The following is a 25,844-nucleotide window of genomic DNA, read 5'->3' on the forward strand; positions in this document are numbered from 1 at the left end:
GGGTAACGCTATCGCTCCAGCGTCGGCGTGGTCTTCTCGAGAATCCTCATCGCTTCATCGTTTTTGCGCTGCCACTCGCGCTGCTGCGCCGCCGTCATATGAGTCACTTGATCTTTCGACGCCGGCATGGCCGACGCGACGGCAGTAGCGACAGCCATGCTGGGAGCGACGGCGACCGGCGGTGCGAACGACAGCGGCAACGCGCCGCTAGGCGCTTGGAGCGATACCGTTTTTGGCGCGACTCCTTTGATCGTATGCATGATCACCGCATACGCGACAAGGCCCATGACGATGGCGAAAGCCAAGCCAGCCAGCGGATTGCGTGAGCGCGACTGCCGACTGCGACTTGAACGATAGCCCGAAAAATTCGCTTCGGCGCTTCCCAATTTTCCGCCGACGCTCGTATGTACATGGCCGGATTCGCTGGGCACGAACAATCCGGCAATCGGCCCAAGCATTTCGCGCAGTTTCGTACCATCGATCAGCGTTACCCGCGGCTCCTCGGCCGCAGCCACTCTCGCCGCACGACTAAATTCACCGCTGGTAATCACGATGGCGCCCGTCGCATGCTGCGTCAGCATCACGCCAAGCAGCTCGTGCACCGGATTGTGCGTGACCTGAAAAACGTTCCAGTGCTTGCATTGCACAATCAAGTATTGATCGTCGCGATACAGCTTGAGGTCGATGCCACCATCGAACTTCGTGCTTGAACCGCCCGTGCCGACATGCTCGACGCGATAACCTTGAGCCGCGTAGTAAGTCGCGAGCAACTGCTCGAATTCCTGCCAGGAGATTCTCGTCAGTAGGTCGTCGTAGCGCCGACCTACCCTCTTTTGAGGATACATACGTCCCTGAGCTCCTTGATGGAGATAAGAAGATCAACCAGCGCCGACCTGATCAATCACCGAATAAATGTGCAGATACCCACAACGTTAACCGTTGGCTTGGCGCTCATTCTCTGACGTTGCAAACACGTTTAGCCACAGCGCAATTAAACGCGCAGTGCCTGTTGCTCCACGGTGTTGACGCATGTATCCGCAGCCTTGCCGAGAAAATCTTTGAGCATTGCACCGTGATCGGCCTGAAGCTGATCAAAGGAAGGTGGATTCTTCGGATCGGTGGGGTCGACCTTGCATAACTGCTGCGCGATCAGGCTACCCGTGTGCCCGTCCAGTAAGCGAACACGAGCAACGTAAAAGACATGATAAGTCTGCCACTTAGTAGGGTAGTAGCTATACATCCAACTCAGTGTCTTTACGTCCAGAATGATGTCGGCACCCGCATAGGTCTTTAGCAAGGTCGCTGGCTGATCGCTCATCGCCATCGGTGTCGGACCGGAAACGATGCTCACACCCTCTTTTGCCGCTAGATCATTCGCCAGATGTTGGCCGATAACAAGTGCCGGATCGGGGATATTGTCGGCTTGAACAATCGCGTTGCCCGCATGAATCATCGCAGCAGCACCGAAAAGACCGAACGCGGCTTTGCCAGGCGTCATAGCTGCAAAATCGGGCATCGCGTAATGAGCCAACACCACCTGCTTTCCCCGCATGGCGGTCTTTGATTCCACCGGTTTGCTGGGCGCGGACACGCAGCCACCCAAAACGGCGGCTGCAGCCGCCGCGATCACTAACTTCTTCATATTTCCCCAGTTTGATTTTGCTGTGACCTTACGGCCATCCACATGCTATCAACGCGATAAGTGACACGAAAGAGGGATAGCGGGATCGACGAATAGCAGGCGTCTGCCTTGACATGCCGCGTTAAACGTTATTCGGCCGGAGTTCGCACCGATTTTTTATCGAACGTCTGCCGCGCTTCCTCCACTTCGGGCAGGTAGACGACCGTCCATTCGTACAAGGCCTTGAGCGGCTTTTTCAGACTTTTGCCCAATGCCGTTACGCTGTACTCCACCGCGATCGGCGATGCCACGACGACGCGACGGGCCACGATGCCGTTACGCTCCAGGCGGCGCAGCGTCTGGGTGAGCGCTTTTTGCGTAATGCCCTCCAGCGTGCGCTTGATCTCGTTGAAGCGCAGCGGGCCCTCGTTGAGCGCGGCCAGAATCAGCACCGACCATTTATCGGCCAGCTCGTCCAGCAGGAGCCGGCTGGGGCAGTCGGAAGCCTGCAGCACGCGATGTCTGAGCGAAGGCATGGTGGTTTCCCGTCGGCTACCTAGTTGCCAAATTGTGCCTCATTGACACTAGGTATACAAAATATACCATCGACGGGTTCCTCCCCAGTGGATCCTCCCGCATGACATCCAACAACACACCCACAACCAACACCGACGTGCTGTTCCAGCCGTTCCAGATCAAAAACCTCGCGCTGAAGAATCGCGTAGTGATGGCACCGATGACGCGCTCGTTCTCCCCCCATGGCGTACCGGGCGCCAATGTAGCGGCCTACTACCGCCGCCGCGCCGAGGGCGAGGTCGGGCTGATCCTGTCCGAAGGCACGGTGATCGACCGGCCGGCAGCGCGCAACGAAGGCCAGATTCCATTCTTCCACGGCGAGGCCGCGCTGGCCGGCTGGCAGAACGTGATCCATGCCGTGCATGGCGCGGCGGCAAGATGGGCCCACAGATCTGGCACGTGGGTGCCGTGGCGCATCCGTTTGCCGAATGGACGCCACCCGCACCGCCCGAAAGCCCTTCCGGCCTCGTGGCGCCGGGCACCGCGCGCGGCGAGGCGATGAGCGAAGAAGACATCGCCGACACCGTCGCAGCATTCGCTCGCGCGGCCGCCGATGCGAAGCGTCTGGGCTTCGACACACTGGAGATTCACGGTGCACACGGCTACCTGATCGACCAGTTTTTCTGGTCGGCCACCAACGAGCGCAGCGACCGCTACGGAGGCGCTACGCTGGTGCAGCGCTCGCGCTTTGCCGGCGAAGTGGTCAAGGCGATCCGCCAAGCTGTGGGTCCAGAGTTCCCGATCATCCTGCGCGTAAGCCAGTGGAAACAGCAGGAATACACGGCACGCCTGGCACCGACGCCGGAAGCGATGACCGACTGGCTGCTGCCGCTGGTGGAAGCCGGCGTGGACATTCTGCACTGCTCGCAGCGACGCTTCTGGGAGCCGGAGTTTGCGGAGATCGATGGCGCCAACGGACTGAACTTTGCCGGCTGGGCGAAGAAGCTCACCGGTGCCGCCACCATCAGCGTCGGCTCGGTCGGCCTGTCGAACGACGTGATGGCGGCCTTTGGCGGGGCAAGCTCCACGCCGGTGGGTTTGGACAATCTGATCGAGCGCATGGAGCGTGGCGAGTTCGATCTGATTGCGGTGGGCCGTGCCCTGCTCAGCGATCCGCTATGGCTGACCAAGGTACGCACAGGCGACAGCGAGCACCTGAAGGAATTCACCGCCGCCGCGATGGGTGAGTTGGTGATGTAATTCAACGATGACGCCGCCATGCGGAGCGCATCGAAAAAGACCGAACGGGGCCACATGGCGCTGGTCCCGTTTCGTCGTAAAGCAAAAGCGGATTCGATTCACCGCGAAAAGAACGAGGACCGCAAGCCGCCGACTCGCTGCGCGCGTCCTTCAAGGCGCAGGCGTCGAATATGTCCACGCCACATGTACCGGCACATGCACGCTGCGCTCGGGCAGGTTCAACGTGGCGATGGTCGACGCGGCATCCCATGACCAGTGCTCGACAGGCTGGCCGTCCACGGTGACGCTCTGTGGCTTGCCCGCCGCGTGGAGGCGAAGCTCGTACGACCGGCGCTGCACCTGGCCCGCGAACGCGCCACTGGCCGGCGCGATGGTCAACTGCTGCGATCCGCTCGCGTTGTCGTAATCGATCGCGGTCAGCGTATAGGCATTATGCAGATAAGCCAGCGACGTGCCGTCGTCCTCGTAAAGATCGAAGTGGCCCTTGCCGCGGCCGTAGAGATCGAGCATCAGCGTATCCAGCGGCCGCGCATCGGAGTACGCGCTGACCGGCTGCTGTGGAACGATCGCGCCATCGCGCACGAACACCGGCGTGGCATCGGTCGCGTAGTGAGCGCTGAAGGTCATGCCGCCCGCATAGTGCCTGCCGGTGAAAAAATCGAACCAGTCGCCCGGCGGCAGATACACGCTGACATCGCCGCTTGGATCGAGCACCGGCGCCACCAGCATCTGCTCGCCGAAAAAGTATTCGTGCGGATGCTGGTACGCCTCGTCGAGCTGCGGATAAGCAAGATAGAGCGGCCGCATGATCGGCAGCGACGCCGTGTGCGCCTGCCAAGCATAGCTGTAGACGTAGGGAATCAGCTGCGTGTGCAGGGTGAAGTATTTTTTCATCAGCGCCACGCCCTGCGCGCCGTAAAGCCAAGGCATGCGCACATTGCCCTCCAGCGGATTGGCGTGCGCGCTGTGCATGCGCAGAATCGGGCTGAACGCGCCGAATTCGATCCAGCGCGCGTAGAGGTCGAAGTCGATCTTGGCGCCGTGGAAGCCACCGATGTCGTGGCTGACGTAAGGCACCAGCACGTTGCCGGCGCGCGTGCTGTACGCGACCTCGTACGCCAGCACCGGCCACTGCGAATACGTGTCGCCAGTGAAATAGGCCGGGTAGCGCTCGCTGCCCCAGCCGCCGTAGCGGCCGAGGATGAAGCCGCGTTTGCCGGTCGCCTGCTCGGTCGCGTCGAAGAACACCTTGTTGGTCCACAGCTGCTTGTCCAGGCCGGGCATGTCGACCGCGCCGCTGCCGCCGTCGATCCACCAGAACGCCACGCCCTGATCCAGCAGCGGCTTGTGCAGGGTCTGCATGGAGCTGTCGGCTTGCCGCCGATCGGAGAGGTCGAAAAAGATCCGCGGCGGCGGCTTGACGTCGCGCAGCACGATACGGCTGCCCAGGAGGCCGCTGCCGCGCTTGCCGGCGACGACGCGCAGCACGATGGTATTGCGCTCGCCTGCGCGCATGAACTGGGCGACGTCGGCATAGGTGACCCGCTGCGGCCACTGAATCTGGCTATGCGTCGCCTCGTGCCCGTTGACGAACAGCCGATACGACGACGCCACTTCACCGAACACGAGATACAGCGACGCGGGCAGCTGCGCGGGCAGACTCACGGAGGTGCGATACCAGGCAATGCCGATGCCCTTGCCGCGGCCCTGCTGCTCCCACGACATGCCCGTCTCGATCGGCGACCAGCGCACGTTGGCGTCTAGCGCAAACCACGTCTGCGACAGCCCCCGGTCGTTCGGGTCGGCGGCGAACTGCCATGCGTTCGATAACGACCGGTCGAACGCTGGCTTCGACGGCAGCGGCTGGCCAAGAGCGGCGAGCGCGGCCGGTGCATGACTGTCGTCGTACGAAACCACGCTCTCCTCGGTATTGGCGTAGCCGGGATGATCGTTGAGGCTGACCTTGATGCCCTGCCCGTGCAGCCAATCGAGCAGCTGCTTCGGGTGCGGCACCAGCGGGCTCCAGTCGAAGCCGCCGTCCCAGCCGTAGTTGTGCCAGGCAAAATCCAGCACAAGCCCATCGAACGGGATGCCCTCATCGCGCAAACGCGTCACCTCGTCTTTCAGGTGCTGCGCGTTGTAGCGTTGAAACGCCGGCTGCCTGGCGTCGGCGGAATCGGGAAAGTATTCGAAATTGAAATCGGTAATCCACGGCCCGAGCGTATAGCGCGGAATCATCGGCACCGGGCCGCACAGCTCGGCGTAGGTTTGCAGCACGCTCCGATAGTCGGTGCCGTAGGTGAACAGGTACCAGTCCTGCCCGCCGGTCTGCGGACGCGGCTCGATCCAGGCCTTTTGCGCGTTCCACACCGGCGTGGTGCTGTCGTCGATAACCGCGTAGCCGCTGCGGCTGAGCAGGCCCGGCTGGGCAGGCGGCAGCAGCACCTCGATGCCGGGGATGATGTCGTTGACCGGGCTCTGCAGATCCTTGCCGTCCTTCGGCAGGTTGGGCGCGCTGATGTTGTCCAGCGAATACGTCAGCCCGCCGAGATTGCGCGCGTCCACATCGCCCGGGTGCCATTCGTGCCCCGCACCGCCAGCGGGCGCGCTCCAGCGAACGACCAGGTTGCTGGCCGTGAAGGGCCCGGAATGCAAGCGATATCGCAACGTCATCGCCGACGTCTGCTCGACAAGCCAGCCGCCGGCCTGCGTCGTTGTCACATGCACAGCGGGCCAGTCCCGCTTCTGCACCACCGCCGTGGGCGCATCGACGAATTGGCCGGTCGGCGAATACTCCATGCGGACCAGCGACGGCGTGAGAAATTCGAACCGCGCTTCGCCTGCGCCGGCGGATGCACGCGCCATGGACTCTGCCGCAGCGCAAGGCGGCAGACATACCGACAGCCCTGCTGCGAGCAGCCAGCAACAGGTGTGATGCATAAAGCGCTTCGACAAAACCATGCGGATCGATGCTCCCGTACGACGCAGTCCGCCTACCTTACAGCGAACCTCATCGAAACCGGGTCGATCGAAATCAGGCGCTCCTCATGGCGCAGGCCTCGATCATTGGCGCCACTGACCGCACGAACGCAGAACGCGCCGAATTCGAGCTTCGACGCACGGCCCTATGCGCGGCATGCGCCGCGCAGACGTCAGCGGGTCGTTACGCTGGCAGTGCTTGCAGTGACGGTATCGGTGCGCGTACCGGACTGCATCACGCCCACGGCGAGCGTAAGCACCAACGCGACAACGGTGGCGAGATGAGGGAGACGGCTGGCGCTGGCAGTTTGCGAATGGAACATGAGGGCAACTCCTGAGAAAAGGCACAGACGTCGACCGCGGCGTCTGTTGCGCTGCATCATCCGCAATCGGCGCCATTGAGGCCAATCGTTTGTTCTCATGGTTGCCATATGCGTTGGCTATGGTTGCTGCCACATTCGGCAAAAGGTGCCGGCAGCGGCGCGCGCGATGGCTCGGGCACAGGCGTATGAAATACGGGCGAATGCGGCCTTCGTTTACAGCGATCGGCGCGCCGCCACCGTCGCGCAACGCTTGCTCGACGCTGGAGCAGGCACGCACAGAACACTCCGGCTCTGCCACAGTGCGTTGGCCCGAGGTTTGAAGTATGCGCGGTGATTGGTCTGCGACGATGACCTGGGTAACCGCGACTTGATCGGCCGAGGAAAACGATGGATTCGATAGAACTGGTGCTGGCGATGCTGTTGGCCGTAGTGGCCAGCAGCTATGTGGTGCGTATCCTGCCGCTGCCGATACCGCTGCCGCTGGTGCAGATCGCGATGGGCGCGGGGATTGCCGGCGTGCTCGATCACGGCGTAGTGCTGGATCCGCAGATTTTCTTTCTGCTGTTTCTTCCGCCGCTGCTGTTTCTCGATGGCTGGCGTATTCCAAAGGACGGACTGCTGCGCGACAAGACAGTGATCCTGCAGCTTGCGCTGGGGCTGGTGGTATTTGGCGATTGCGGCCATCGAAAAGTCGCAGCACCAGCTGATGGAGAAAAGCGTCGCGGCCGACGCCGAAATGTATTCCCATGCCGCCGCACGCGTGATTGCGCTTTATCAGCATCGACTGGATCGCGATGCATCGAGCGAAACCGAGGCCAAGCAGTTGCGCAAGGCCGACGAGATTGAAATCGCCCTGCGCCTCGCCGCACTGCAGGCCGAGCGAAACGAGATTTTCAACCTGGCGCGGCATGCGCTTATCTCCGACGAAACCTCCCGCCGCCTGGTGCGCGAGATCGATCTCGCCGAAGCGCGCCATCGCGTGGAGTCGTGAGAAACGATATCGGCCTCGATGGGCACAAAGACTGAAGACGCCCGAGAGCGTGCACTGCATGGCGCTGCAGGCGACAACACGTTCTTCATCCGGCCGCGAGAAGGGCTCGCCACTTCGGTAGCCATGCGCCGGTAAAGCCAGTAGCGCCGATGCCGGCGAGACGATTCAGGACTTTATATCGGGTGACGCGATGCGTGCGGCAGTCCATTCCTCGACGCAATCGACAAATCGAGCATACGCACTCGCCCATACGAAATTTTCCAGTTATGGACACCGAAATTAATGAGTACCCTCGATGGGACAAAATCCACGGCGATCATTTTTGCGGCTTGTCGGGAATTCGGTTGTCCGCGCAATTTTTGAACGCATGGTTTGCTGCGCTTCGGCGATTCGCATCATCTTGATATTCGATCGCAACAATTTGCTGCCGATGAGATCAGCAAGATCGTAGGGACCGTCGTCATGACGGTACACAGGGAGGTGGAGATAAAGCGGTGTGTTTGTTTAGGGAGTAACGGAGGAGCCCGGATCGTCCGGGCCCAACGGCTACAACAACTAGCTTCTATTGGGAGAAAAGCATGGAATCAAAGAGCCATTTCGCCGCACGTCGACTTATCAAGATCGCCGTTGCAGCAAGTCTTGTCTGCGCAGCCTCTGTTCCCGCCGCCTTTGCGGCACCCACGACCGCCATTGCCGATCAGGCACAGGCTCCCTCGATGGTGCAGGCGCAGGCCATTCAAAGCTGGCATGAAGACATCACCCGCATGTCGACCCCGGCCGAAGGCTGCTTTCAGGCGACCTTCCCCAGCATTCTCTGGAAGCAGGTGTCCTGCTCGCAGGTTCAGTCGTTTTCGCACCCGCTGCCGCGACGCCCGGACGCTCTCACCCGGTTTGCCGTACAGAGCGCGAGCGCAGGTAGCGTTGCCGGCGGCACGCAGACCACGGGTAACGGCGACGACTACGCCATCGAAACGGCCAGCCTGATCAGCAGCGCCACCGGCACCTTTCCCTCGGTGACCGGCGTCACCTCCGAAAAGGGCGTGGGCGTCGCGGCCTTCGGCGGCGGCGGCATCCTGGGCGCGAACGAGTACACGCTGCAGGCGAACTCCAACTACAACAAGACGACGTCCGCGTGTAAAAGCCATTCGGGCTGCACGGTCTGGCAGCAGTTCATCTATTCGCCGGACTACAGCACCAAGGGCAAGGCCGCGGTGTTCATCCAGTACTGGCTGCTCGGCTACGGCGGCAGCAGCTGCCCCAGCGGCTTCGGCAGCGACGGCTCCGGTGACTGCTACAAGAACAGCGCCGCCGTGACCGCACCCGATGTGCCTGCCACCCAGCTGGCCAACCTCAAGCTTTCGGGCACGGCCACCAGCGGCGGCAACGACACCGTGGTGTTTACCAATGGCACCACCGCCTATTCGCTCACCGCCAAGGACAGCGTGCTGAATCTGGCCACCGTGTGGGACCAGACCGAGTTCAACGTCGTCGGCAACGCCGGCGGATCGGAAGCGGAATTCAACTCCGGTTCGTCGATCACGGTGAAGCTCGCCGTCGCCGATGGCAGCACCGCCACGCCGACCTGCGCCGCCAACGCCGGCTCCACCGGCGAAAGCAACAACCTGAACCTTGGCAGCTGCAGCGCTGTCGGCGGCTCGTCGCCGTATATCCAGTTCACCGAGTCGAACTGAGCGATACGTTCAACGTAAGCCGATGAAAAAAAAGCACCGACGGATGATTCCGTCGGTGCTTTTTTTTATTTTCAGCGGGTTCGTGACCGAGCAAATGGATGGCCAAAACTATCGGATAGCGCAGTGGCCCCTGTACGCGACGAACGCCTCGTCGCTGTTGGTATACGTTACCTTTCGAGCGCTTTCTCGGGATGGCTGGCCAGGTAAGCCCGCATCTCCGCCACTTGCGACCTGAACTCCGATCGATCGCCGAAGTGATCGATAAAGTAATGGATCGTTTCGTAACGCCCGTCCAAGTTGTGATCCATTTGATTGCAGGCGCGCACGATATAGCCATCCGGAATATCCGGATAACGGCTGACCAAGGTATCGGCCAGTGCTTCGGCTTTTTCGGGCTGGTGTCCCGCATGGTTGTACAAATCGCCCAGCTCGGCCATCGCCCGTTCGGCATCCGGATCGCGCTGGATGACGGCAAGAAACGCGGCCTCCGCCTCTTGGACATGGCCGGTCGACGCATAGATATGGCCGAGCTTCGTGCCAATTGCACTGTCGCCGGGAAAGCGCCGCGCCGCTTGAGCGACACTCTCGATGGCGCTCTTGGCATCGCCCAGTTTCATCATTTCCTGGGCGCGCCACTGCAGCGCATCGGCATCCCTCGGTTGAAAGCGCAACGCCTCGGAATACAGTTCGATCGCCTGCGTCGGCGCTTCATCGTAAATCTTGCCGGCAAGATCTATCAGATCGAGATAGGTGAGATTTTTATCGGCAGCAGAAATGATTTGCTCCGTCTCGTTCCACATAGTCGGAGCATCGCTGGAGGTCAGTCGGTTGACACGCGGCATGCCGGCGACCATGCGAAGCAGCGGGTTGCGTTGAACCAGCTGTTCGACTTCTTGTTTCTGCTCACGTTCGCCGCCAAAGGCACGGCCCCACTTGGGCTGTGCCTGATTCATCATCTGCGTGCGAATGGCAAAGTTCGACGGATCGACAGCCAGGCCGCTTCTCGCCGCGCGATTCATATACTCGTCGTCGCCTTCAAGGGCACCGGCGTAGATCATCGACTGATAAGCTGTCGTCAGCGTCGGCAAAAGCGCCACGGCGCGATCCAGATCGCGCTGTGCCGAATCCAGCTGCTGACGCATACCGATGACCTGATCGTCACGAAGGTTACGTGCCCAATCGTCGCCGCGCGCCTGCTGAGCGGCATCGAGGTATTGCATGCCGCTGGCCGCCAATGCGAAGGCGCTGTTGGGCGCCTGCTGCTTCCACGCATCGATGATTTTTCGCGTTCCATCCTTGGCCTTGTCGAAGCCTGCGGCATAAAAAGCGGCGTCGAGCGTTCCAGGCTGCTTGGGATCGTGCAACGCGGCATCGAGATAGCCCTGAAACGACCGATCGACCCGATCGGCCTGATTTTTTTGCAGCAACGCGTCGATGTCAGACAGTTGCAAAGTATGGCGGTTGCGCAACTGGCAATAGGTCGCGGTGGTTTCACCATTCCAGTGCGTGCCCGGCAGATCGGGAAAACGCAGGCATCGTTGCAGCGCGTCGGGGATGTCGTCTGCCTCGCGGACGGCGGCCATAAACGCCCGATAATCGACCGCGGCCTGCGTGGCTTCGTTGCGGTTGGCCCGTTCGATCCAGAAACGCCCGATGAGAATGGCGGCCAATACCAAAAGCAAAAGCGCGAGCAGGCTTTGCCTGGAAGGATGGGCACGCTTTACATGATCGGGCCGGCCCATGCCCTTGCGATTCGAATAATCCATCACGCCCCCTGTCCTTGAACACGCTTCGCCCCATGGCTGCTACCGTTATTATCGGCGACTTTCGCAACCTCGTTCCACCACCGTCAACGGCTGTTCTGGTGCAGCAGCGCAAGGCGCAAGTGTCTGATCCGGCCTCTACGTTTTATGCTTGATAAGGTCGACCAGCTCGTCGGGCTGCAGTTTATTCCGATAGCTTTTTACCACCGCTCTTTTCAACGCCCGCAGACCAAGGCAATACCTAGTCGACCCACGCCGGGGGATTTTCTTCCTCATCGCGGAAGCGGGCGGCGATTTGCAGAATTTCCGTTTCGATCGCGAAGAAAGCATCGAGCACGGCCGGATCGAAGGTCGTCTCGTCCAGTTCGCGCATCAACGCCTTGGCGCGCTCGTGCGGGAAAGGATCCTTGTAGCAGCGTCGGCTGATCAACGCATCGTAAATGTCGGCGACCGCCATGATGCGGCCGGACAGTGGAATGTCCTGACCCCGCAATCCATCCGGATAGCCGGTGCCATCCCATTTTTCGTGATGCGTGGCGGCGATTTCGCCGGCGATCAAAAGAAAGTTATCGCCTTCGATGTGTTCCGCCATGCTGTAGATGATCTTGCGGCCGAACTCCGCATGCTGGCGCATGATTTTCATCTCATCGGGCGTCAACGGGCCCGGCTTGAGCAAGATGTGATCCGGCACGCCGACCTTGCCGATGTCATGCAGCGGCGCCGAGAGAAACAGAAGGTGCATGTATTCCTTGTTCAGCGTCTGCGGGTGCTGGCCGGTGCGCCACAACCGTTCGGCAATCGCGCGCACGTAGTGTTGCGTGCGTTTGATATGCGCACCGGTCTCCGGGTCGCGGGTTTCGGCCACGGCGGCCATCGACTCGATGGCGACCTGACGGGCGTTGTCCAGCTGTCGTCGCCAACGCTGCGCGCGGCGCTGATCGACGGCGAAGCGAACCACGAAGGACAGCACCAGCAGCACACCGAGAACCAGCAGCGGCCCGCCTATCGGCAGGAACAGACCGGCGCGAACAAACACCGCCACAACCGTCGCAAGCAATGCGGCGATGGATAACACGAAGAGCGACGCCAGCAGCGACAGACCGCAGCCGGCAACGAATAGCGCGGCAAACACGAGGGCCAGCAGCAGACCGAGAACCAGGGCAGCCTTGCCGCCCCACACCGGCAGACGTACCGATTGATCGTCCAGGATGTTCTGCGCCATCACCGACTGAATTTTCAATCCGGAAAAATCCCGATCCACTGCCGTGGGATGCATATCGTGCAGACCGACAGCCGACGAGCCGATGAAGACGATCTTGCCGCGCAGCGCCGCGGGATGAACGCGACCGCCCAGCACATCCACCGCAGAGAGACTGGCATAGCGTTGCGACGAACCGTTGAAGCGCAGCAGCGCGTCGCCGCGCCGGTCCACGGGAATGCGGTGCGAGCCGATCCGGATCGACAACCCGTCGGCACCCGATTCCACGCGGCCCGAAGCCACGCCGAGCGAACGCATGGTCGCTGCCAGCGCCAGGCTGGGATGGACGATGCCGTTGTATTCGATCAGCAAGGGCAGCCGTCGCAACACGCCGTCGTCATCGAAACGACTGTTGACGAAGCCACTGATGCGCGTCTGCGAGGCGACCGCATCGATGCTTTGCAATACCCCAGTCGCTCGATCGAGCGACAGCAGGTTCAGGCGACCGACAAAGCCGACCCCAGGGCGTAACGGGCCATCGGAACGGCTCGCGTGGTCGAAATAGAAATAGCGCGCGCCGACGACATCGTCACCCGCCATCACCTGGCCGAGATAGCCGTCGTTGTCGAGCAAACCGGCGGGCACGCCGTTGAACGACACATCGATGCCGAAGTCGCGCTTGAAGGTTTGCCGGATGTCGGCCAGCGAGGTGCGATCGGCTTCGGAGAACACGATGTCCATCGCAATGGCCGACGGATGCCCGGCGGCGATGCGCTCGATCAGCTGCGCCACGCGATAGCGCGGCCATGGCCACTGCCCCAGCGCCGACAGGCTGACTTCGTCGATATCCACCACCACGGTGCCTGCCGCGGGAGCACCCGAGGCGGTATGCACCAGCAGGCTGTCCAGCACAGACCGGTCCAGGCCGGTGACCGGTGGCGCGTTGAACAGCCCGGCGAGTCCGACGACCAGCGCGATCGACAGCGCCCCCAGCAGCACGAGAATGACCGAGCGTCGAGACATCCGCACATCTGAGGTAATCGGCTTCATGACTGGCCCGCGTTACAGCACGACGATTTCGGCCCGCCGGTTTCGCGGTTCGCGAGCGCCGGGCCCGGTCGGCACCAGCGGCGCCTTGTCGCCGAAGTAGCGTACGTCCATCGGCAGCTTGGGATCGATCTGCTTCAACAGGCGAGCCACGGCCTGCGCACGCTGCGCCGACAGCGCCATGTTGTACGCGGCAGTACCCGATGAATCGGCGTAACCGTAAACAGTGACTTCGGTCGGGCTGCGATCGCGCACGGACTGCAAAACCTCAGGCAGCTGCTGCTTCGATTCCGGCGTCAGCGCCATGCTGTCGAACAGAAAATTCAGCGTAAAACTACGCGGCGGGGTCGGCTGCGCATCGAGCAGCGCGCGATGGTCCTTTTCGAACGCCTGGCGATCGCTGGCCCGCGGCGCGCCGGGCGCCGTCGACGGCTCCACCGCCACCGTGTCGAAGGCCCGGTCGATACGTTGCTCGCCCTGCGCATCGGACACCGTCACCGCACCGACGTGACCGCTCTGGTCCGGCAGCAGAGTGACCTTGGTCGCGCTGGAGGCGGCACAGCCGGACAGCACGCCGGCGGCGGACAGCAGCACAAGCGCAAAAAGCCGCACAGTCATACGTTGAATATCCATGGGCGGCTCAGTTCACTTCGATCAGAAAGCGGGTACCGCGGACGCCGACGGTGGCCTTGGGCGTCTCGACCGATACCGACTGCGGCGACAGCTTGCCGATCTTGCCGGACTCGTAGATCGCCGAGCCCTTGCTGAGGTACAGCGAGAAAGCGAACTTGTTGTCCTTCGGCGCAAACACGTAGTTACGCACCAGAATGTCGGCGCCCGCTCCCAGCGTCAGCAGCGTACCGTCGCGGAAGACGATGGCGGCCGATGCGCCGGGCGCCGAGACGAGGCGGTCGGAAACCTGCAGCGTGCTGCCGCTGGAGGCATCGAACGTCTGTTGCCCGCGGGTCACCTTGACTACGCCGATCACGCTTTTGACCAGGGCGGCATGATCGGCAATTTCGTCTGCTATCACCGGATCGGCAGCAACCGACGTGGTCACGGGCTTCTTTTTCGCATGACCGGTAGCGTGAACCGGCATCGCCAGGCAGACGAGCCATGCAACTCCCAGCAGGCACAGATAGCGTTTCATTCAATCCTCCATTCGGACCGGCCACGATGGCCGGTAGTCCGTTACGTCGATGGACGACGCCAAGACGGTGCGCTTCTCGGCGCGGATGTCTCAAAGCTTTCCGCCGCATCATGCCAACCGGTTTTCAAACCGTGTGAGCTCCCCCATCCCCCGCCGCCGCTCCCTTCACACTCCACCTTCCCCACCAGCGTCATTCACTGCCGCTGCGCGTCGTCACGGCGATTTCATCACCGCACTTCCCGGGCGTAGCGAACGCATCACGAGTTCTGAAATAAACGGCGCAGCCTTCCTTCTGTCGCCTCGTCGGACATCGTGACCGGCGCCGGCAAAAGCGAGGGGCCTCTTCCCGGGATGATTAATGCATGACCGGTGCCAATCTGTAAGAACCTGCCCGAACCGACGTCCTGCCGTCGACAGACACGCCGACGGAATCCCCGAGCGGGCCGGTATCGCAGCGGTCGCAACCGAATGAATCGCGCGGTCTTGCTTGAGAAAGCGCGCGTCGGCCCTAATCCTGTGAAGTCCAAGACTCAGTCCAGCATGCGTCCATGTTCAACAAATTCAGAAACTGGCGCATCCGACGCATCGTCGCTCGACATCCCATCGACGAGCCGCTCTGGCAGCAGGCGCTGCAGCGCTGTGCACCGGCACGTCGGCTGGGCGCGTCCGATCAGGCGGCGCTGCGCGTGCTGGCCACGCTGTTTCTGGTGCGCAAGTCGGTAGAGCCGGTAAAAGATCTGCCGCTGGACGACGCCGATCTTGTATTGCTCGCGGCGAACGCCTGCGTTCCCATTTTGAAACTGGGCATGGACTGGTACGACGGCTGGAGCAGCATCATCGTCTATCCGGACGCCTTCATGCCCCGCCGGCCGAAAATCGATGCCGCCGGCGTGGTTCATCAGAGCGACGCCCTGTTGGCCGGCGAAGCGTGGGGCCGCGGCCCGGTGATCCTGTCGTGGTCCGAAGTGCTGCACGGCGGAAACAGACCCGGACACAACGTCGTCATCCACGAAATGGTGCACAAGCTCGACATGCTCAACGGCGACGCCAACGGCTTTCCGCCGTTGCATAAAGGCATGGATCATCACGTGTGGTCGCGCGTCTTCTTGAGCGCCTGGAATCATCTGAAAAATGAGCATCACAACGGCATTCATCTGCCGATCGATCCGTATGCGCTGGAAAGCCCTGCCGAGTTTTTCGCCGTCGCCAGCGAACAGTTTTTCGAAGCACCGGCAACCCTGCACGAGCATCTGCCGGACGTCTATCGGCAGCTTGAGCTGTTTTACAAGCAGCACCCGCTCTGAACGCTCGGCGTCCCGAGAAAAAGCGACAACGCACCACAGGAGATTCCGGGCAGCGACATCGCTCACGGATGCTGCTGCGCCCAAACGGTGATCCGCTCCGCCAACGGGGTATGCACGACCGCCGCCATGATCGGGTTGGCGACGACGAAGATCAGGCCTGCGATCACGGTAACGGCGAGCGGGCGTCGCCAGGTGAACACGTCGAACACCAACAGCGCCACAATCATGCCGAGCGGAATCACACCGATAAGCGCGGGATGGCTTTCCATAAACGGGATGCGCCCCAGCGCCGGCGGCATCAGCATCACGTTGGCAATCAGCATGATCCGCTTGTGCACTTTGGCGTTGTGGCGCTTCCGGATCGCCACCGCCACGAAAGCGCCGAAGATGAGAATGCCGATGACGTTGTCGATCAGAAACGACGCCGGCGTAAAGAATGGCGGCAGCACGGCCGCTCGCCGCAACGTACCGAAGGGCGCCAGCACACCGAGCACCACCATCAGTCCGGCAATCACGGCGCCGAGCACGCCGAGCCGTCGATGAAGCCGGACATGGCCTGTCGAGATCAGACTCGACTGAATGACGAAAAGGACGATCCACGTCGAAAACACCGCACCATGCAGATGCACCAGCAGGCTCGGCAAATGCGCAAACACCGCGCCCTGCAAAAAGTAGCTCGGCGCAAAGCCGACCAGCACGATCACCAGCATCAGCAAAGACATGGCGGTGAAAAAAATATCATCCGCACGCCTCGCCCCCGAACGAGCAACCAAGCTAGCCATGGCATGTCCTTACATGAGTTGGGAATGTAGGGGACCGGAACTCAGCTGCCGTCCCTCGGGACGCATGGAAGCGTTATGACAGAACCGAAGCCAGCCAGCCAGTGACCTTTACGCGAGAGCCAAATTCCGCCCCTCGGGGCGGGTGAGGCAGTCAGCACAGAGCTGCACGATTTTTGCACGCGGCCATCGAAGTTCTACTATGCCTCAGGCAGGCACGGCCAAGATCGGCTGACCGCAAAAGCACGCTGCGCTTTGACAAAGCGCGCGCGCACGCCAGTTTTCTGAAGCCCCCTCACAGGATCCCTCGCATGAAAAAAACCGCCCTGGCCTCGGCACTCGTCTCGCTCGCCGGCCTCGTCTGTGTTGTCTCGCCCGCACTTCGCGCACAGAACGCCGATGCATCGAAGATCACGCCCGACATGATCCAGACCGCGTCGGATATTCCCGCCGATTGGAAGCAGCCGCAGGGGGGCTTCGACTACGTCAAGCGCGACGTGATGATTCCGATGCGCGATGGCGTGAAGCTGCACACCGTGATCATGATTCCGAAAAACGCGCACGGCCTGCCGATGCTGCTCGAACGCACGCCGTACGACGCCAGCGGCATGGCACCCAACAACAGCCCGCACATGGCCGACGCGGTGTGGTCGGGCGACAAGGACTGGGCCGACGGCAGCACCATCCTGGTGTGGCAGGACATCCGCGGCAAATACGGTTCCGAAGGCAAGTACATCATGACGCGCCCACCGGTAGGGCCACTCAACCCGACCACCACCGACGACACCACCGACGCCTGGGACACCATCGACTGGCTGGTAAAAAACACCAAGGAGTCGAACGGCAACGTCGGCATGATCGGCTCGTCCTACGACGGCTGGACAGTGGCCATGGCTCTGCTCCACCCGCACCCGGCGCTCAAGGCCGCCGCGCCGGAAAGCCCGATGATCGACGGTTGGATGGGCGACGACTGGTACCACTACGGCGCCCTGCGCCAGATCAACCTCGACTACTTCAGCGGCCAGACCAGCAAGCAGGGCGAAGGCCAAACCATCCCGCGCGACAGCTACGACGACTACAGCAACTTCCTCGACGCCGGTTCCGCCGGCGCCTATGCCGAGGCCAACGGCTTCAAGCAGTTGCCCTGGTGGAACCGCTTCTCGGCCCACCCGGCCTACGACGCCTTCTGGCAGAACCAGGCGCTGGACAAGCTGCTCGTCGCGCATCCCTCCAACGTGCCGACCCTGTGGCTGCAAGGCCTGTGGGATCAGGAAGACATCTACGGCGCCGTGCACGCGTGGGAAGCGCTGAAAACCGCCGGCCACGGCGCCAACAACCACCTCGTGATGGGCCCCTGGTGGCATAGCCAGATCAATCGCGATGGCTGGAACATGGGCCCGCTGAAGTGGCCGGGCAACACCACTGCACAATTCCGCCGCAGTGTGATGATCCCCTGGTTCAACCACTACCTGCGCGGCACGCCGCTGGCCAAACCGCTGCCCGAGGCGATGATCTACAACCCGACCGAGCAGCACTGGGACGATTTCACCGACTGGAAAGTGGCAAGCAAACAATCGCTCACGCCGCTCTACCTGCAGGCCGACAAGGGCCTGGGCTTCGAGCCGCCCAGCGGCAGCGGCGACAGCTACGTCGCCGACCCGGCCAAACCCGTGCCTTATCTGCCGCGGCCGATCCCGGCCAAGAACGAAGACGCGTGGCGCACCTGGCTGGTGCACGACCAGCGCTTCGTGGTCGATCGGCCCGATGTGCTCAGCTACACCACGCCGGTGCTGAGCAAAACCGTGCGACTGGAGGGCGCACCGATCGCCGACCTGTTCGCCAGCACCACCGGCACCGACGGCGACTTCGTGGTCAAACTTATCGACGTCTATCCGGGCAGCGATCCGAACGACCCCGCCATGGGCGGCTACGAGCTGCCGATCTCGCTCGACATTTTCCGCGGGCGCTATCGCAAGAGCTTCGCCGAGCCGTCACCGATCCCGGCCAACCAGGTGCAGGAATACAAATTCCGCCTGCCCACGGTGAACTACGCGTTCAAGCCAGGCCACCGCATCATGGTGCAGATCCAGTCCAGCCTGTTCCCGCTGTACGACCGCAACCCGCAGACCTACGTACCCAATATCCTGTTCGCCAAACCGTCGGACTACCAAAAAGCGACGGTGACGATCGAGCACGGCGCGGACGGACGCAGTGCGGTGCTGCTGCCGGTGGTATCGGACGCGGCGAGCGGGCACTGAGTCTGCGACCTATCCCACACGAAAGGCTGCCAGCCAATGCAAAGGACCCGATCCGCACTCACATGCGAGTCGGGTCCTGCAACGTTAATGCTTATGGAGCAACAAGATATGGAATCACCGACCCTCACCTTTTCCGCGCTCGATGCACAGATCCAGGCGCTGCCGGAATCCCCGTCCGATAACACTATTTTCCCGAAGAAAGCCAAATGGGGTTTATCCGCCGCCGCGTTTGGCGCACTGATTGGCCTGCTGAGCGTCAAGTTGCTGCCGAACCACGCGACCACCGTGGTCATCGCCTACATCAGCTTGACTGTGGAAATGGCCGGCGTGCTCGTAGCCGGCATTTCACTGATACCGACGAAGTGGCCGAGGTTTGCCAACGAACGCCGCGATTTCGCCGAGCAACTGGATTTCGATCTTCCCCACCATCTGGCCCTCGTCGAGTGGCTAAGAGCATTCCCATTGGATGAGCGCGAAACGCTGAGCGAATTCGTCAGCTATCGGCATGAGCGAATGAAAGAGAAACTGCCCATGCTTACCGGCAGCATCGAAAAGCTCGGCGCCCTGCCCATCGTCGTCGCGCTCTATCTGCAGTTCAAGGACATGCAATGGCCGCCCCACCCCGGCTGGATAGAAATTTTTCTGATCTTCGCGCTGATTTTCGGCTATTGGCTGAGCGTGAGACAGATCAACATCCGACTGCGACTTCAACTCTACGAAACGTTACTCAGCAAAGCGATCGCGTAAGCCGTCACTCTTCGGCCAAGGCAAGGCCGCTTCAACGAGAATCGGACATCGCGCGAGCCAATCGGCCGGACGTCCCTTTCCACCGGCAAGCCGCGCGCCTGCTTTTCAACCGCGCCCGCTCAAGCGCTCGGCCACTCACCCAAAGTCTGCGCCTGTTGCACGTAGCGCTGAGCCAGGGATCGCGCGAAGTCGGGATGCTCGCGGATGTAGGCGGCCTGGTTCGCCAGTTCGCCCCAGCAGGTCAGCTCCTGCGTTTGCCATTGGAGATGCGCGGCGATATCCGACATGACATGCGGCGCTAGCCGGTCGCCGAACTCCCGCGTCGCCAACCGCATGACCTGCAGAAGCGCCGCCATACCCTGCAGCTGCGTCTCCACCCTGCGTTGCGCGGCATAGCGGATCGCGATCAGCCGCTGCGCGCTGAAGCGGGCCAGGCCGGCGCCGACCACGGCATCCTCGGCGAGACCCTGCAGGTTGCCGAGCAGCTCGGCGAGGGTTTCGCCATAGCGGCTCTCATCCTCGATCGCCGAGTCCGTCGGCGTAGCGGCTTGGTTGTCGTTCTCGATCAGTTCCATTGATGCATGTCCCTATCTCATTCGCCTGCACGATATGAGTTCACTGGCATCTCCTTGTATAGGAGACAATTCGTCGTTTAGCCACTTCTTAAAGTCACTTATAGTTACTTTTTATACTCCTATAGCTTGTAGCGATCAACATCCACTGCATGGATGCTTTGGCCCATGGGCAAGGCATCCAAACCATTGAGCGCGCGCGACGTTTTTGCGAGAAATTTGCGCCAGAGCCGGCGCATGAAAGATTTGTCGCAGGAGGCCCTGGCTCTGCAGGCGGGCCTGAGCCGCACCTATGTCTCCGAAGTCGAACGCGGCACGCGCAATATCGCCATCGACAATATGGGTCTGCTGGCGGAGACGCTTGGTGTCTCGCTGCGCGATCTGGTCGACCCCGGCATGTTCAAGGTGCTCGGAGAGAACTAGAAAAACGTTTGCCGGTTTGCCGGCTCGCGAAGCCTGAAACGCCTTCCGCAGGCCTGCGATCAGGGGCGACTGCAAACCCAGCCTCCGCAATCGACGATCGCAGATACCCAACACGCACACGGGCCAAACGCGCGACGCGCGCAAGGCATTCACTGTCGATAACTCACCAGCTGATCGCCACGCCTTCCGTTGCGCCGTGTTGCGTGCGCGCATCGAGTTCGGCGTTGGCGACGGCGTTGCGGCAGCCGTCCGCGATTCAGGGGAACCCTGAATGAAAAAATCGGTCTATAGTGGCTGGCCGCAAAACGCGCTGACGGTGTGCGCGTGTTTCGTGTGGGTAATAGGCTCTTAATAAGGCAGTGTCATCGAACGTTCCGAGCAGGCCCCACATAAAAGCCATGGCGATAGTGCCCGCGGTCTGGCACCACTGGACAGCGAAACGCGCGAGACCCTGGCGCGCGGCCGCTGGCGGCAGCCATCGCTGACACGTCCCACGCTGGTGCTGACGCTGGTACTGGTACTGCACGCGCTGTTCGCGCTGGTGCTGTGGTACGCCATGCAGGCCAAAGTATCGAATCTGGCGGCAGCGCCGGTCGAAACCGAGCAGGCGCTGGTCGTGCGTTTTATCGACCACCCCAGCGCACCGGCCGCCGCGCCGCCGCCCGTGCAACCCGCGATAGCGCCGCCGCAGGCACCGCCACCGCGCGTGCGACCGGTGGTGAAAGAGAAGCCGCATCGCGATGCGATGGTGGTGCAGGATCACGAAGCGCCGCCGCCAGCGGCCTCCGCGGCCACGCCGCCCGCTTCCAGTCTGTTTGCAAAAGACGGCTCGGTGCGGCTGGCGCCCACGCAGACCGACTACGCCACGACGAACCCCAAGATCAAACCGGCCAAGCCGACTGACGACAGTCAGATCATGCAGCACGACTACAACCAGATGCACACCAAGACCACCCGCTTCGAAAAATATTTTCCGCCGCCGAACGAAACGGCCGGCGGCAAAGTCGGGCGGCACGTCGGCGATGCGATCAAGGCGATCGCTGCCAGCATCTGCGACCCCAAGAAACCCGGGTTCAATCCGCTGTGCGGCACGCCGCCGATACCGCCCTCGCCGAAGGATGGCGACGAGCGCCTCAATATGCCGGCGCATTCGCTGGCCGAAGATCCGAACCCGCCCAAGCCGCCGCCGCTGTCGACCTGCTTTGCCGAGTACCGCAACACCAAGCCGCTGTCGTACGGCTGCCCGATCGATACGCCCGACCTGGCCTTCAAGGCCGAGATGCGCGAATGCATCGACTTGTTCAACGCCGGCAAGCGCCTCAAGCCATGGTGCCCGGCCGATACGCCCAAGCGCGCCGCGGCGGAAGCATCGGCGCCGGCGGCTTCGGCAAGTGCCGCGCCGCACTGAGCAGTGATCGAAGCCGGTCGGAACCCGCCCTCGTCGTCACTGCTTTAGCGTTCGCAAACCAGGCAAACAGGGGGCGCCGACCCGGTTAGCTCCTGGCCCCGTATCTTTCGCCGATCAAAACTCCGGCACGTCGCCCGACTCGAACAGCACGCGCGGCGTGCCGTAGTCGCCGCTGTCCTCGTCCACGTCCATGCTGTAGGCGACGACGCCGGCATGCTTGCTGGCCAGCAGCCCGGCTCGGCGTGCCGCCTCATCGGCCGTCTTGAACTGCAGCACCTGCCCCGGTTTCAAGCCGTTCTTCACCCGGTCGAACGGCTGCACGACGTGGATCGTTTCCATAGGTTTTCCCGGGTGGTGGCGTGTGTGAGTGGCTCGAGGATCGGCAAGCGGTGCAGCGTGCTTGTCGCTAGAGAGAGCGCATTCTGATCCAAAATTCAGAGCGGCGGTTTTTACTCGGCAAACGCAGAGACGGCAAAGCCGTCAAAGTCGTTCCAGGCGCATCGCTCTCACCCGAGCCGCGTATCGCTGCCTCGCCGGCCTGCCCCATCGAAACTCCATTGACCGTCCGCCCAATTGAAGCCCTTGTAGACCGAAACGTTTTAGCTGCGCCCACGAGCCGGAATCATAGGGACCACCGTGAAACGCATGCCACGGCGTAAATCACACCGCGCATAGAAACGACGACCGTGCACGGGGCCATATAGCCAGCCAGCCGGTTAGGCCAGCTCCAGGCGATTGCCGCCCTGGGCTTTGGCACGGTAGAGCGCACGATCGGAAGCCGCCAGCAGACCCGCCAGGGAAGACGCATCCTGATCGAGCTGCGCCAGGCCCACGCTTACGGTGGCCGCCAGTGGCATGCCACAGACGCCCGCCGCGGCGGCCTCGGCAAACTGTCTGACCAGGGCTTCGCCGACCTGGCGGGCCTCCTCGCCATGCCGGCCAGGCAGCAGCGCCACAAACTCCTCGCCACCCATGCGCGCCAGCACCACCGGCTCGCCCAGAACGGTCCGCGCCGTGTCGGCGAAGGCCTGCAGCACCGAGTCGCCGGTGTCATGGCCGTACTCGTCATTGATCTGCTTGAAATGATCCAGATCGAACGCCAGCAGCGACAGTGGCCCCCGCGCATGCTTCGCGCACATCAGCCGCTCGCTTTCCTCGAAAAACCAGCGGCGGTTGCCTAACCGCGTCAGGTAGTCCGTGCGCGAATCGCGCAGTAGCTCGCCATGCGCTTCCTCCCGCACCAGCCGCAGCACCGCCATCGGCAGCACCACCGAAAACAGCACGCCCTCGTACATGGTCAGCCAGCCGGCCAGCAGCAGCCCAGCGGGCCCGTGACGAGAGACCCACCAGGGCAGCAGGGAGCAGCGCAAGGCATACGTCAGGGCGTGCACGGCCATCACCGCGGCCACAATGTACCGCGCGCGCAGCTCCCTGTCGGGGTCGATGCTCAGGGCATCGCACATGGCCAGTACGCAGATCAGCGCGATCGGACCCGCACTCACATACATCCACATGGCGGTTTGCGCCTGCGGCCCCGCCAACAGCCAGGACGCCAGCATAAGCAGCCAGAGCGCCAGCGAGGCGATCAAGTGACGGCGCCCGACAAAACAGGCCAGCCCATTCCACACCAGCAGGTAGCCGGCCACGATGACCAAGTTGGCCGACGCTGCGCCAACGCCGCCGAACAGATGATCCCGAACGGTCGCGATCGTGCACCCCACCGCCAGCGTGGTGTAGCCAATGGCCAGCAACCTCAGCGGGCGGCGGCGCGCCGAGTTGATCTGCGCCTCCCACAGCGTGAGCGCCGCACTGGCCAGCAGTGTCCCCACCACGAGGTAATAAAGCGTTGGAAGATCAACATGCATCGGCGGCGTGCAGGGATACGCCGCGTTATCAGCGACCGCGTCATTTTACGATGAAAACCTGGGCACAGCACCGTGAGCATGCCCATGCCATGCTGGAGCCGAGATCAGGGATCCGGGGAAGAGCCTGATCACATGGGCAGCACCGTTTGCGTATTCCGATCGAACCCACCACCGATTCCACACTCAAACCGGCCACCCGAAATGCTCTCAAACCGGCCAGCCCTGGGGCGCAGGACCGCCTACACATGCTCAAGCGTGATCGGCTGGGTTCGGTGAAAAGCGCCGCCGTCAAAATCCACCATCGCGATAGTGCCGGGCCGCGCATAGGTGTACATGCCGGTCGACGTGTAGTGCCGGCCAAGTGGGAGCGCTTTCGGATCGGCCATCTCGACTTCGACGGAATAGCCGGTGAACTAAGGAGCGGTGCCGACGAATTCGAAGGCACCTGCCTTGCGCACCGCACTTCGGCCACCATCGCAACCGACGAGCCAGCGTCCGCGAAAAGTCTCCCCACCTGCGCGAACGGTCACCTCTTCGCCTGATGCGTGAAACTCGTCGGCGCTGAAGCCACGCCTAATTTCGGCCCCCATGGCGCTGGCTCGGCGGGCCAGGACTGTTTCGAGCGTCTCCAATGCGACGGCCATGCTGGTGCCGGCCGGGCTTGTCAGGCGATAAGGCCACTTCGAGGTGTCGATGTCGTCGTGATAGAACGGGATACCCGCAAAATGGCCGGCTGGCCGGCGCGGCTGTTCCATCCAGGGTGCGGTTTTTGCAGTACTGTCTGCGCCGTCATTCGCACGCTGCGCTGCAACGACCTCGTCCAGCAATCCACGGCTGTAAAGGGCTTCAAGGGTGCCCGCCGAAAGGCCACGCATTCCAAACGGCATGCGCTTCAAGGGAGAGTGTGGATCTTCGGATCGCTCCAGCACTAGGACCGACAGGTCCAACAGGCGCAACTCGCAAGCGAGAAACAGGCCGACGGGGCCGCCGCCGGCAATGACGACGTCATGGATATCTGGATGATGCTTGTGCATGAACTGCTCCTCTGTCGATGTCCGACCGGAGCGTTCTTCAGAAGGAGAACCACACGGACGAACGTATAGACGCCTGAATGGCGTCACATGTTCGTCGTGGGGATCTTGTGCACGAAGCCAAAGAGCAGAGCTTTCGTTACCGAAAGGACTTGGGCTTACCAAACCAAGTCTGCCTTTTCCGACGCGCCATTTTGCCATTGACGATGAAGCGGCAACAAGCAGCGGCGGTCAAGGCCACTGCAACCTTGCAATGGCCGAAACGGGGGCGACGCACACCAAACAGCGGTCGGTGAACGGCCAAGAAGATACGGTCTGCCACCTAAGATGCCGCCGCAAAGCGGACGCTCGCCAACGGCAAAAATGGGTCGAACAGCGACCATCAAGCGTCACTCGCCAGTCGACGAATCGGCGGACGCCGGCGATCGGTCAGTAACCGGCCAACAACCACCCGTCGGCTACCACAATCGCATGCCGCAAAGCAGTCATTGGCTGTGTCAATTGGGAACGTTGCTGGCGGCGGCTTGAGTTGGCGGCCGCTTCTCAAGCTCTCTTTTTTAACTCCGTATGCCCAGCAAGGTTCACGCTGGTCCTTTCGATCGAACAACGCCTTAGTCACGGATACGCATTCTGGAATTGACAGTCGCTAGGGGCGAGCTTTAAGGACTTGGGCCAAGGGACTTCGAGAAAGAGCGAGGCAAGTCACCCTTGTTGAATCGATTCGGAATACTGGGTACACGCCGCCTTTCCATTCCACGAAGACTACGCGCATGGCACTTCAGGATTCTTGCGGGAAAGCCATTCAGCTGAATCCAATCGGAGGGGTTGCTGCATCTGAGCAATTAATACCGCCATATCGGCTGATGGCCTAGAGAGAGAACCTGCCAACATTCTGGACGTCTAAACGTTTTCTGGTCG

Annotated in this window: 22 protein-coding genes and 2 pseudogenes; 9 read left to right on the forward strand and 15 right to left on the reverse strand. The window is 61.9% G+C overall.

What is annotated here, in order from left to right; translation table 11 throughout:
- Positions 1 to 8: 8 nt before the first annotated feature.
- The 3 genes from HDE78_RS19945 to HDE78_RS19955 all read right to left on the reverse strand — a co-directional run bounded on the left by HDE78_RS19945 (position 9) and on the right by HDE78_RS19955 (position 2,157).
- The gene (locus tag HDE78_RS19945; RefSeq protein ID WP_179482824.1) at positions 9 to 845 is read right to left on the reverse strand and encodes a restriction endonuclease; all 837 of its coding nucleotides are present in this window, start codon (positions 843 to 845) and stop codon (positions 9 to 11) included.
- A gap of 146 nt (positions 846 to 991) precedes the next feature.
- Positions 992 to 1,642, reverse strand: coding sequence for a hypothetical protein (locus HDE78_RS19950; protein WP_179482826.1), 651 nt, complete (start codon positions 1,640 to 1,642; stop codon positions 992 to 994).
- 128 nt (positions 1,643 to 1,770) lie between these two features.
- On the reverse strand, positions 1,771 to 2,157 hold the full coding sequence (locus HDE78_RS19955) for a helix-turn-helix domain-containing protein (RefSeq protein WP_179482828.1): 387 nt from the start codon (positions 2,155 to 2,157) through the stop codon (positions 1,771 to 1,773).
- 200 nt (positions 2,158 to 2,357) lie between these two features.
- Between HDE78_RS19955 and HDE78_RS19960 the strand changes: the two are divergent.
- Positions 2,358 to 3,397, forward strand: a pseudogene (locus tag HDE78_RS19960) (NADH:flavin oxidoreductase).
- A 150-nt stretch (positions 3,398 to 3,547) separates the two neighbouring features.
- On the opposite strand, the gene HDE78_RS19965 reads toward HDE78_RS19960, so the two are convergent.
- Together HDE78_RS19965 and HDE78_RS19970 are read right to left on the reverse strand one after the other, a co-directional pair.
- Positions 3,548 to 6,262 (reverse strand): TIM-barrel domain-containing protein, encoded by a 2,715-nt coding sequence (locus HDE78_RS19965; RefSeq protein WP_179482830.1) that lies wholly within the window; start codon positions 6,260 to 6,262, stop codon positions 3,548 to 3,550.
- 287 nt (positions 6,263 to 6,549) lie between these two features.
- Positions 6,550 to 6,699, reverse strand: coding sequence for a hypothetical protein (locus HDE78_RS19970; protein ID WP_179482832.1), 150 nt, complete (start codon positions 6,697 to 6,699; stop codon positions 6,550 to 6,552).
- Between the two features lie 387 nt (positions 6,700 to 7,086).
- Between HDE78_RS19970 and HDE78_RS21165 the strand changes: the two are divergent.
- The 3 genes and pseudogenes from HDE78_RS21165 to HDE78_RS19985 all read left to right on the forward strand — a co-directional run.
- Positions 7,087 to 7,368, forward strand: a pseudogene (locus tag HDE78_RS21165) (cation:proton antiporter); the annotation flags it as partial.
- A gap of 154 nt (positions 7,369 to 7,522) precedes the next feature.
- Complete coding sequence (locus tag HDE78_RS19980; protein WP_179482836.1) at positions 7,523 to 7,690, forward strand: hypothetical protein; 168 nt, start codon at positions 7,523 to 7,525, stop codon at positions 7,688 to 7,690.
- Between the two features lie 578 nt (positions 7,691 to 8,268).
- The gene (locus HDE78_RS19985) at positions 8,269 to 9,381 is read left to right on the forward strand and encodes a hypothetical protein (protein WP_179482838.1); all 1,113 of its coding nucleotides are present in this window, start codon (positions 8,269 to 8,271) and stop codon (positions 9,379 to 9,381) included.
- Positions 9,382 to 9,548: 167 nt separating this feature from the next.
- Here the strand turns inward: HDE78_RS19985 and HDE78_RS19990 are convergent, their stop codons facing one another.
- From HDE78_RS19990 to HDE78_RS20005, 4 genes are all read right to left on the reverse strand, one after another.
- On the reverse strand, positions 9,549 to 11,147 hold the full coding sequence (locus HDE78_RS19990) for a tetratricopeptide repeat protein (RefSeq protein ID WP_179482840.1): 1,599 nt from the start codon (positions 11,145 to 11,147) through the stop codon (positions 9,549 to 9,551).
- 238 nt (positions 11,148 to 11,385) lie between these two features.
- Complete coding sequence (locus HDE78_RS19995) at positions 11,386 to 13,365, reverse strand: CHASE2 domain-containing protein (protein ID WP_179482890.1); 1,980 nt, start codon at positions 13,363 to 13,365, stop codon at positions 11,386 to 11,388.
- 39 nt (positions 13,366 to 13,404) lie between these two features.
- Positions 13,405 to 14,022 carry an OmpA family protein gene (locus tag HDE78_RS20000; protein WP_179482842.1) on the reverse strand — a complete coding sequence of 206 codons (618 nt, stop codon included), beginning with the start codon at positions 14,020 to 14,022 and terminating at the stop codon, positions 13,405 to 13,407.
- 7 nt (positions 14,023 to 14,029) lie between these two features.
- A complete protein-coding gene (locus HDE78_RS20005) occupies positions 14,030 to 14,539 on the reverse strand; it encodes a FecR family protein (RefSeq protein WP_218862599.1) in 510 nt (169 codons plus the stop codon).
- A 548-nt stretch (positions 14,540 to 15,087) separates the two neighbouring features.
- On the opposite strand from HDE78_RS20005, the gene HDE78_RS20010 reads away from it, so the two are divergent.
- Complete coding sequence (locus HDE78_RS20010) at positions 15,088 to 15,843, forward strand: M90 family metallopeptidase (protein ID WP_179482844.1); 756 nt, start codon at positions 15,088 to 15,090, stop codon at positions 15,841 to 15,843.
- 62 nt (positions 15,844 to 15,905) lie between these two features.
- Here the strand turns inward: HDE78_RS20010 and HDE78_RS20015 are convergent, their stop codons facing one another.
- Positions 15,906 to 16,625: a hypothetical protein gene (locus HDE78_RS20015; RefSeq protein ID WP_179482846.1), complete on the reverse strand. Its 720-nt coding sequence runs from the start codon at positions 16,623 to 16,625 to the stop codon at positions 15,906 to 15,908.
- A 308-nt stretch (positions 16,626 to 16,933) separates the two neighbouring features.
- Here HDE78_RS20015 and HDE78_RS20020 point away from each other — a divergent pair, with 308 nt between their 5' ends.
- The gene (locus HDE78_RS20020; RefSeq protein ID WP_179482848.1) at positions 16,934 to 18,880 is read left to right on the forward strand and encodes a CocE/NonD family hydrolase; all 1,947 of its coding nucleotides are present in this window, start codon (positions 16,934 to 16,936) and stop codon (positions 18,878 to 18,880) included.
- A 36-nt stretch (positions 18,881 to 18,916) separates the two neighbouring features.
- Positions 18,917 to 19,627 (forward strand): hypothetical protein, encoded by a 711-nt coding sequence (locus tag HDE78_RS20025; protein WP_179482850.1) that lies wholly within the window; start codon positions 18,917 to 18,919, stop codon positions 19,625 to 19,627.
- 119 nt (positions 19,628 to 19,746) lie between these two features.
- On the opposite strand, the gene HDE78_RS20030 is transcribed toward HDE78_RS20025, so the two are convergent.
- Positions 19,747 to 20,202: a hypothetical protein gene (locus HDE78_RS20030; protein WP_179482852.1), complete on the reverse strand. Its 456-nt coding sequence runs from the start codon at positions 20,200 to 20,202 to the stop codon at positions 19,747 to 19,749.
- 165 nt (positions 20,203 to 20,367) lie between these two features.
- On the opposite strand from HDE78_RS20030, the gene HDE78_RS20035 reads away from it, so the two are divergent.
- On the forward strand, positions 20,368 to 20,622 hold the full coding sequence (locus HDE78_RS20035) for a helix-turn-helix transcriptional regulator (protein ID WP_179482854.1): 255 nt from the start codon (positions 20,368 to 20,370) through the stop codon (positions 20,620 to 20,622).
- A 499-nt stretch (positions 20,623 to 21,121) separates the two neighbouring features.
- Positions 21,122 to 22,030 (forward strand): hypothetical protein, encoded by a 909-nt coding sequence (locus tag HDE78_RS20040; RefSeq protein ID WP_179482856.1) that lies wholly within the window; start codon positions 21,122 to 21,124, stop codon positions 22,028 to 22,030.
- A 114-nt stretch (positions 22,031 to 22,144) separates the two neighbouring features.
- Here the strand turns inward: HDE78_RS20040 and HDE78_RS20045 are convergent, their stop codons facing one another.
- The 4 genes from HDE78_RS20045 to HDE78_RS20055 all read right to left on the reverse strand — a co-directional run bounded on the left by HDE78_RS20045 (position 22,145) and on the right by HDE78_RS20055 (position 24,929).
- A complete protein-coding gene (locus tag HDE78_RS20045) occupies positions 22,145 to 22,369 on the reverse strand; it encodes a hypothetical protein (protein ID WP_179482858.1) in 225 nt (74 codons plus the stop codon).
- A 377-nt stretch (positions 22,370 to 22,746) separates the two neighbouring features.
- On the reverse strand, positions 22,747 to 23,895 hold the full coding sequence (locus tag HDE78_RS20050; RefSeq protein ID WP_179482860.1) for a GGDEF domain-containing protein: 1,149 nt from the start codon (positions 23,893 to 23,895) through the stop codon (positions 22,747 to 22,749).
- A 239-nt stretch (positions 23,896 to 24,134) separates the two neighbouring features.
- Positions 24,135 to 24,281: a hypothetical protein gene (locus tag HDE78_RS20875; protein ID WP_218862601.1), complete on the reverse strand. Its 147-nt coding sequence runs from the start codon at positions 24,279 to 24,281 to the stop codon at positions 24,135 to 24,137.
- A 27-nt stretch (positions 24,282 to 24,308) separates the two neighbouring features.
- Positions 24,309 to 24,929 (reverse strand): FAD-dependent monooxygenase, encoded by a 621-nt coding sequence (locus HDE78_RS20055; protein WP_218862603.1) that lies wholly within the window; start codon positions 24,927 to 24,929, stop codon positions 24,309 to 24,311.
- Positions 24,930 to 25,844: the final 915 nt, after the last annotated feature.

This window comes from Rhodanobacter sp. K2T2, assembly GCF_013408815.1.
GTDB lineage: Bacteria > Pseudomonadota > Gammaproteobacteria > Xanthomonadales > Rhodanobacteraceae > Rhodanobacter.